This is a genomic window from Vibrio sp. ZOR0018 (genome assembly GCF_963865925.1).
Taxonomy (GTDB): Bacteria; Pseudomonadota; Gammaproteobacteria; order Enterobacterales; family Vibrionaceae; genus Vibrio; species Vibrio anguillarum.
In genome coordinates this window covers 1-8,204 of the sequence record NZ_CAWMCN010000102.1, presented here as the reverse complement: position 1 = coordinate 8,204, position 8,204 = coordinate 1, and the positions used below count along the sequence as shown (strand labels likewise).

Annotated in this window: 9 protein-coding genes and 1 pseudogene; all 10 read left to right on the top strand. The window is 41.0% G+C overall.

Annotated features, from left to right (window positions below; translation table 11 throughout):
- The first annotated feature begins 188 nt into the window (after positions 1–188).
- The 10 genes and pseudogenes from AACR75_RS07220 to AACR75_RS07175 all read left to right on the top strand — a co-directional run bounded on the left by AACR75_RS07220 (position 189) and on the right by AACR75_RS07175 (position 7,989).
- The gene (locus AACR75_RS07220; RefSeq protein WP_047689402.1) at positions 189–1,133 is read left to right on the top strand and encodes a D-2-hydroxyacid dehydrogenase family protein; all 945 of its coding nucleotides are present in this window, start codon (positions 189–191) and stop codon (positions 1,131–1,133) included.
- Between the two features lie 646 nt (positions 1,134–1,779).
- Complete coding sequence (locus tag AACR75_RS07215) at positions 1,780–2,166, top strand: VOC family protein (RefSeq protein WP_047689399.1); 387 nt, start codon at positions 1,780–1,782, stop codon at positions 2,164–2,166.
- A 696-nt stretch (positions 2,167–2,862) separates the two neighbouring features.
- Positions 2,863–2,913, top strand: a pseudogene (locus tag AACR75_RS18585) (hypothetical protein); the annotation flags it as partial.
- Entirely contained in the window at positions 2,910–3,143 is a 234-nt protein-coding gene (locus AACR75_RS07205; RefSeq protein ID WP_081989751.1) for a DUF3709 domain-containing protein, read from the top strand. The pseudogene AACR75_RS18585 and the gene AACR75_RS07205, both read left to right, overlap by 4 nt.
- 288 nt (positions 3,144–3,431) lie before the next feature.
- Positions 3,432–4,010 carry a hypothetical protein gene (locus AACR75_RS07200; protein WP_047689397.1) on the top strand — a complete coding sequence of 193 codons (579 nt, stop codon included), beginning with the start codon at positions 3,432–3,434 and terminating at the stop codon, positions 4,008–4,010.
- Positions 4,011–4,147: 137 nt separating this feature from the next.
- Positions 4,148–4,630: a tetratricopeptide repeat protein gene (locus tag AACR75_RS07195; protein WP_047689395.1), complete on the top strand. Its 483-nt coding sequence runs from the start codon at positions 4,148–4,150 to the stop codon at positions 4,628–4,630.
- 687 nt (positions 4,631–5,317) lie between these two features.
- Positions 5,318–5,896, top strand: coding sequence for a DUF6988 family protein (locus AACR75_RS07190; RefSeq protein WP_231564192.1), 579 nt, complete (start codon positions 5,318–5,320; stop codon positions 5,894–5,896).
- 165 nt (positions 5,897–6,061) lie between these two features.
- Positions 6,062–6,373, top strand: a complete 312-nt coding sequence (locus tag AACR75_RS07185; protein WP_047689389.1) for a hypothetical protein — start codon at positions 6,062–6,064, stop codon at positions 6,371–6,373.
- A 133-nt stretch (positions 6,374–6,506) separates the two neighbouring features.
- The gene (locus AACR75_RS07180; protein WP_052190337.1) at positions 6,507–7,556 is read left to right on the top strand and encodes a hypothetical protein; all 1,050 of its coding nucleotides are present in this window, start codon (positions 6,507–6,509) and stop codon (positions 7,554–7,556) included.
- A gap of 151 nt (positions 7,557–7,707) precedes the next feature.
- Positions 7,708–7,989, top strand: coding sequence for a hypothetical protein (locus AACR75_RS07175; protein ID WP_197056800.1), 282 nt, complete (start codon positions 7,708–7,710; stop codon positions 7,987–7,989).
- Positions 7,990–8,204: the final 215 nt, after the last annotated feature.

The window sequence follows — 8,204 nt, the reverse complement described above, 5'->3', positions numbered from 1 at the left end:
GGGATCTTCTTCAATTGAATCCAAGCCATCCAATGGCAAAAAGGTAGCATAACAAACGCTTCAAGAGGGACAGCCAACGCCCGGCATTTTTAGTATGCGTTGGTTTCGGTGATTACGGTGTCATGCGGTAAGTTGGTAGTAGCGTTGTCTGCCCCTTAAGCGGGCGTTATAACAACAAGGAGAGTTCCGTGAAAATAACAGTTTTAGATGACTACCAAGATGTGGTTAGAACGTTAGATTGTTTCGAATTACTATCACATCACGATGTGTCCATCTTGAACGAAACACTTCCTGAGTCGGAGCTGGTAGCTAAGCTAAAAGACACAGAGGTTCTTGTTTTAATCCGAGAGCGCACAGTCATTACAGAGTCACTGCTTGCACAGTTACCTGACCTTAAAGTTATCAGTCAAACAGGTAAAGTCAGCAACCATATTGATGTTCACCTATGCGAAAAGTATGGGGTAAAGGTGTTGGAGGGGCGTGGCTCTCCCGTTGCTCCTTCGGAGTTAGCGTGGGCACTGATTATGGCAGCAAGTCGCCACATACCAACTTATTCAGCCAATCTACAAAACGATACATGGCAGAACTCTGGTGTGCTCGGTTTAGGTCGTACTTTAAAGGGTTTGAAGCTTGGTGTTTGGGGCTATGGAAAAATAGGACAACGAATTGCTCAATATGCAAAAGCATTTGAAATGTCAGTGGTTGTTTGGGGTAGTGAGCAATCAAGAAATCTTGCGCTTGAACACGGCTTTGAAGCTGCCGCTTCAAAGGAAGCATTTTTCTCTGGTTCGGATATTGTGTCACTTCACTTACGTTTGAATGAGGTAACTAGGGCGTGCGTAACAGCTCAAGACTTGAGCTTAATGAAGCCCGACTCTTTATTTGTAAACATTAGTCGCTCAGAGCTTGTAGAAAACTCTGCGCTATACAACGAGCTTTTGGCGGTCTCAACTAAGCGAGCTGCCGTTGATGTATTTGACAATGAACCGGCATCGCTTGATAACGAGCCTTTATTGTCATTACCAAACGTAACGGCTACCCCACATTTAGGATATGTAGAGCAAAACAGCTATGAGCTTTACTTCAAAATAGCATTCGAGAATATTTTAGCTTTCGAGCAGGGTAAGGCATAAACATCGGTATCGAGGAAATCGTTGTTATAACAAAGCGTTAAAGAGGGACTTGGCACGCGTGGCATTTTCAGTTTGCGTTGAGTTTGGTGGTTACGGTACTGTGCGGTAGCTTTTGTTTTGCGTGCCAGCGCCCCTTAACGCGGCGTTATGCTTAATCACGCAAAGTCAGTGGTTTATGGTTTATCTTTGTTCCCTTGGCTTGTGAGTTTCGTGCTCGTCGGCAAATTGGCTTCAGCGGGCGCTGTTTTCTGGACACCTATTCTTTGGTGCTAAAAATTCTGAGAGTTGCCTCAGTCAATTTTCGGGCAAGCGCGAGGTTATGGCGGTTGGCTCAATCGGAAAATTGATCTTAGGTTTTTCGTTTTAGCTGCCAAAGTTCAAAGTCTGATTTTCAAAATTATGAGTCATTTCTGTTTTCTACGTTTTGGTTTTTGTTTGTGAATCAAAGCTGAGTTAATCTTGGTCCTGGTAAAATGTAAGTCATTGAAGCTTAAGCATAACAAAGCGTTAAAGAGGGACTTGGCACGCGTGGCATTTTCAGTTTGCGTTGGGTTTAGTGGTTACGGCACTGTGCGGTAGCTTTTGTATTGCGTGCCCGCGCCCCTTAACGCGGCGTTATGTGTTTTCCTAGAAAATGGAGTTTCTGATGAAAATTAGTCACCTTGATCATTTAGTTCTGACTGTTGCAGACATTCCTACAACAACGAAGTTCTATGAAAAAGTGTTGGGTATGAAAGCCGTAAGTTTTGGAGCCGGTCGGATTGCTCTAGAGTTTGGCCACCAGAAAATCAATCTTCATCAACTCGGCCATGAGTTTGAGTCTAAGGCGCAAAATGTCAGAACTGGGAGCGCAGATTTGTGCTTTATTACCGATATAGATCTGTCTGACGCAATGGAGTATGTGGAAAATCAAGGTGTGGTTATCATGGAAGGGCCTGTAAAACGTACAGGCTCGCAAGGTGCAATCACATCATTCTATTTCAGAGACCCTGATGGGAATCTTATTGAAGTATCAACGTATTCAAACACATAACAAACGCCTCAAGAGGGACTGTCAACGCGTGGCGTTTCCAGTCCCATTGAGCCGCGGAGGTTGCAGTTGTTGTGTTTGAGTTTGGTTGTTATGCGTTGCCAGCCCCTTAGGCGGGCGTTATGCTTAATCACGCAAAGTCAGTGGTTTATGGTCTCTCTTTGTTCCCTCGGCTGGTTGGTTTCGAGTTTGTCGGCAAGTTGGCTTCAGTGGGCGCGGTTTTCCGGACAATTATTCTTTGGCGCTGGAAATTCTGAGAGTTGCCTCAGTCAATTTTCGGGCAAGCGCGAGGTTAGGGTGGTTGGCTCAATCAGAAATTTGATCTTAGGTTTTTGAGTTTTGACTGCCAAAGTTCAAAGTCTGATTTTCAAAATTATGAGTCATTTCGGTTTTCTGCGTTTTGGTTTTTGTTTGTGAATCAAAGTCGAGTTAATCTTGGTTTGGGTAAAACGTAAGTCATTGAAGCTTAAGCATAACAAAGCGTTAAAGAGGGACTTGGCACGCGTGGCATTTTCAGTTTGCGTTGGGTTTAGTGGTTACGGCACTGTGCGGTAGCTTTTGTATTGCGTGCCTGCGCCCCTTAACGCGGCGTTATGCTTAATCCATATAAATCAGTAGCTTGTAGTTGTCGATTTCTTCGGCATTTCGTTCAGTTTTTGTCGGCAATTCAATGTTGTTCGTCGCTGCCTAATGAAGCGGCAATGTATCTGGCGCTGTAAATTCAGAGTGATTGCCTCATTGGGTTCTTGAGTCTGCGCGAGTTGAGTTTTGCTCTTTCAAGTCGCTTTGAGCAGTTTGGTGCCTTTATTTACAGGCCGAAAGTCAGTCGGCAATTGAGCATTGTTTTGCGCTGCCTAATAAAACGGCAATGTGTCTGTCGCTGTAAATTTCAGTGTCATTGCCTCATTGAGTTGTCGTGCCCATGCGTGGTGAGTGAGTTTGTCGGAGAGGGTTTCCACATTGGCCTAGTTGCTAAATGAAAGCCTGCATTGGTCAGTTCATAGGTAAAGGTTGAGCCAGTTCTAGTTCAATGAAAGTCGAAGTTTAGTCAATTATTTCAGTGGGTTATTCTGGGGTTGGTTCAAATGTAAAGTGTTGAAGCTTAAGCATAACAAACGCCTCAAGAGGGACTGTCAACGCGTGGCGTTTCCAGTCCCATTGAGCCGCGGTGGTTTCGGTTGTTGTGTTTGAGTTAAGTGTTATGCGTTGCCAGCCCCTTAGGCGGGCGTTAGCTTGCTATTCAGTTGAAGAGGTAATCAGGAATATTTGTGGTAGAAAATATTAGTGTCATTGTCTCAGTTTGTAGCTTTTTCGCAGCAGTTGCTAGTGCAATCGCTGCTATTCGCTCTTATAAATTGGCTAAAAATTTAGCAAGAATATGTAATTTATTCCCGAGTGTTCATGACAATAGCTTTGTCATTACCTGTACGTCCACAACAGAACGGTTAATTGCTCATGAAATCCTTATTGTTATCCATGAGAACCGTTTTAAGCGAAAAACTTACTCCCTGACTCGGCTGTATAATCTAAACGCACACTTTCAAAAGGCATCATTATATGATGCTATTTTCCCAACTCTATTTGAAAGAGGTTTAGTATCTGGAGAGTCATACGAATTTCCAATAGCGGAACTTTTTAAAATAGCCACTAACAGAATTCACCTTCAAAAGGAAACTGTGGGCTTAGAGCCTGAAAAGTTATGGGTAGGGCAGAGGGTTACGATCATTTTTATGCTTAATGGTTGCCCATATAAAGTGGCTATTCGCCTTACTCAACAGTTGATCAATGAAATCCTAAGTGGGAAGACAACGTTCTCTGATTTTAGACTGAGAGTGCGCGCAAGCTAACAAACGCCTCAAGAGGGACTGTCAACGCGCGGCGTTTCCAGTCCCATTGAGCCGCGGTGGTTACGGTTGTTGTGTTTGAGTTTAGTGTTATGCGTTGCCAGCCCCTTAGGCGGGCGTTATAAGCTTCGAGGGAAATTATGGAAAGTATCATCAAACAAGCAATTAAATTACGGAAAGAGGCTAAGTATCAAGAGTCGAGAGCTTTGTTAAAAACGCTGTTAAACGATGAAACTTATTCTGCTAGGGCTCACTTGCAAATTGCTTGGTCATACGACAACGAAGGTAAAGAGCAAGAAGCGGTTACTCATTATCTGTCATCTCTTTTAGGTCTGTTATCGTCGGTAGAAAGGTTCGATGCTTTATTCGGGCTAGCGAGTACCTATCGAAGTCTTGGTATGTATTCGGAGGCGTTAAGCTATTTTGAGCAAACTCTAAAAGAGTACCCTAATTCTATTGAAGTTCAGCCTTTCTATGCCATGTGTCTCTACAACTTAGGACGTCATAAAGAAGCAACATCATTACTACTCGAGCTTTTAGTATCAACTACGAACAGTGATGCAATTAAAGAGTATCAGCGAGCTATTTCTTTATACGCACAAGATTTAGATAGAACGTGGTAAAACGAAACACGCTTATAACAAACAATTTAAGAGTGACTCCTAACGCTTGGCGATTTCACTCTGGTTTGAAATTTGTGTTTACGGTGTAATGGTTTAGGTTGGGTGTTATAGCGTTGTCGCACCTTAATTGGGCGTTATGTGCATGAGTCAACAATAAATATTATCCATATAATCAGATAGTTGTTTTGAAATAGCAGTATGGAAAAATGTTAGTTTGTATTTTAGTAATCAATCGCAATCATGCAGGTGGTTAAATGGAAAGGCTATTTGAAAATGAGTTGCTTAACGTCAGTGTTTCTCTTCTTATTGCACTGGCAGTGTGCTACGTCATTCAACTACTTTTAACGAAGGTTTTTCAACCGAAAGGCTTAGGATGGGTGTTAATATTATTCGCATCAATTTGCATATTTTTGGTTGCTTCTACAGTGAACTCAAATGAAAGTTATTTCTATTGGCTCATTTCATCGGCAAAGTGGGCATTGGTAGGTATTGCAGGTATTTCGATACAGAAAATACAAGAAAGTTAGCGTATTTTGCACCGATATGCACATAACAAACGCTTCAAGAGGGACAGCCAACGCGTGGCATTTTTACTATGCGTTGGTTTTTGTGATTACGGTGTTGTGCGGAAGCTTGGTAGTAGCGTTGTCTGCCCCTTAAGCGGGCGTTAAATTGAAGAGGTATATATTGAATAATGTAGTTGGTGAAAAGATTGTAACGTTGCTAGATGGGTATCAGCATCAAGGGAGTCTGAAAGATAACTTTGCTCTTATGAATCATTATGTGGTTTTCGATACGCAGCGTGCAATCTTTGACCTTTTAGCCCTTAGGCACATTGGCGCAGCCAAAGCGTTGCTTAGAGTGCTTTTTGAAGCTCATGTACGTGGAAAATGGCTGTATAAATGTGCCAGCGAAAAGCAAATTGCACAGGCACAAAAAGACAATATTAAATCCAAGACCACAGGAAATTCGGTACAGTTTTATGAAATGATCGAAGACCTTGAGAAAGCTAGTCCAAACCTTAATGGTGCACTTAAAAAGTTTAAAGACAACCACTGGAAAGGGCTAAATAGTCTTACACATTCAGGCGTCCTTCAGTTGCAAAGGTATTCAAGCTTATACAATGTTGAAAATATTGACGCCGAAATTGCCACAATTATAGACTTTTCAAATCGTATGACTATAGGCTCTCTTAGTGAGGTTGGTGTTATTACAAAGAACAAATACATTATCCAATCTTCAATTGAATTAACTAAAGTGCTTTGATTTTTCAATTTAACAAAAGGTTAAAGAGGGACTGCCAACGCGTGGCGGTTTTTGTTCAAATCGGCTTTTGTGATTACGGCTGTTATTTTAGGTTCAGTGGTTTGCGTTGTCAGCCCCTTAACCGGGCGTTAGCTATTGTTTTATTCAGCAGCAAGGAAATTAAAGATGTCAAAGTATCAATTTTTCTGTAAACCAAATTCAAATCGTAATGCATTTACTTATCTGGATATGAGTTCAGAAACTTATCTTTTTGAAAAGAAAGAACTCTTGAGCTCGGGGTTAGAAGTGGAAGGTGATACGATTTATGCTTCTTCTCCAGAAGAGGCTATTGATAAATTCAAATCAAATTTTTGTGAGCCTCTGAACGATTATGCAAATTCAAATGTTGCAGGTGGATTGGCGACATTCATTTTTGAATCATTCAAATCATTCAAATCATTCAAATCATTCAAATCAGTCACTGGGAAAAATAGCTAACAAACGCTTCAAGAGGGACAGCCAACGCGTGGCATTTTTGCTATGCGTTGGTTTTTGTGATTACGGTGTTATGCGGTAAGTTGGTAGTAGCGTTGGCTGCCCCTTAAGCGGGCGTTATATTTGAGGTGAAATTTTGAGTTATATACTAGATTTAGAAAAATTAAGAGTGGGTGATGTTGTATTGTCTTCTGGAAATGGAAAAGCAGCAGAAGTGATTAAAAGAACGACTGGTAGCCATTATTCTCATGCGATGCTTTACGTTGATCATCAGATTAATCATGCTATCCCTGAAGGCGGGGTGTATTCCGTTAATCCACAAAGGCTAATTTTCAAATCTCCGGAGGATCTTAAGATCTTACGTTTGAAAAAAAATGTTGAAATGGCAACATTGTTATCCGTTTGTGATTTCTCTGGAACTCTCGTTGGTAGTGTATATTCAGTAAAGGAAGCTGTAGCAACTAAGATATTAGGAAAGCTTAATGTAGGAGCTAAAACTAGCGATCAATTTTGCTCCAGACTGGTCGCTCAATCTTACGAAAGTGTGGGTATTAAATTAGTTGCAAATCCGAGCTATTGTTCACCGGCAGACCTTGAATCTTCGAATGAATTAGAAGTTGTCGAAGGTGCTGTGCGACTAGCTAATTCAAATGAACTATTATTTGCACAAACACCGGATCCTACTAAAAGGAATCAGACAGTTACATATGAATGGCTCTATAAAGTAAGAGATCTAGCTTCAAGTGTAGATGTGAAAATCCAGACTATTAATGATGTAAATGAGTTTTTACTTAATAATCCACAACTTGATCAGAAAATTTGTGAGTACATTAGAGAAAGTGGTTATCTTGAACAATATTTAGACGATACATTTATTAACCCTCATCGCTACGATATGTACTCATACCAGCATAGAATTGCATTGTCTGGAGCTTCGCCTCAAGAATTTGTAAATATAGACCTACGCAAAGAATTGGGTTTAGTTCGGCGTATGATTGGTAATGTTAACTGTTCAAAAGTCAATCATATGAACACCAATCAAAACTACCATGCTTTACACGTAGAGCTTTATACAAATATTCTTTTACTGGCAAAAAAACGACTTGAAATTATGGCATTAAATGCAGGACCCGATGATTTGGATATTATTCAAAAGTTAGTCGAAAGCATTGAGTCTCAAATATAACAAACTGTTTAAGAGTGATTCGCAACGCGTGGCATTTTTACTATGCGTTGGCTTTAGTGTTTAAGGTGGTATGCGGCGGCTTTGTATTGCGTTGCTCACACCTTAACAGGGCGTTATATTTTTTTAAGTTCAGCAACCAAAAGGATTCATGATGAACGTGGATAAAGCGAAAAAACGCATATTGAAACGAGTACAAAGAGGTTTCAAAGGTTATCCGCAAATATCATTAGAGTATTTCGGTAAAACGACGGACTTAGCGACCGAAGTCGTTATCACCTTTTTACCTGAAGAGAATGCCGATCCCCAAATACAACGTTTTACAAGTGACAAGGATGCCCGCGAAGACGAAGCGATCCAATCGGTATTGTTAAAAATTATTGAGCGTGCGGAAGCTGCTACGGTTTTGGAAAAGTACGAAATATCAGTTTTTTAATGGTTTTCGACAATCCTAAACAGTCGATCACGTTAGCGTAGAGAGTGAAAATATAACAAACGGCTCAAGAGGGATTGCCAACGCTTGGCGACTTTAGTGCAAAATTGAAATTCAGTGTTTACAGTGTGTTTTTTTAGTTCGGCGGTGCGTTGTCAACCCCTTAGCCGGGCGTTATGCTACCAGTCGAAATCTTCAATAAGGAATACTATGAAACA

Bases quoted from the DNA above. Each gene is read 5' to 3' on its own strand.
- AACR75_RS07175 (WP_197056800.1), top strand. From the start codon at position 7,708: ATGAACGTGGATAAAGCGAAAAAACGCATATTGAAACGAGTACAAAGA.
- AACR75_RS07185 (WP_047689389.1), top strand. From the start codon at position 6,062: ATGTCAAAGTATCAATTTTTCTGTAAACCAAATTCAAATCGTAATGCA.
- AACR75_RS07195 (WP_047689395.1), top strand. From the start codon at position 4,148: ATGGAAAGTATCATCAAACAAGCAATTAAATTACGGAAAGAGGCTAAG.
- AACR75_RS07215 (WP_047689399.1), top strand. From the start codon at position 1,780: ATGAAAATTAGTCACCTTGATCATTTAGTTCTGACTGTTGCAGACATT.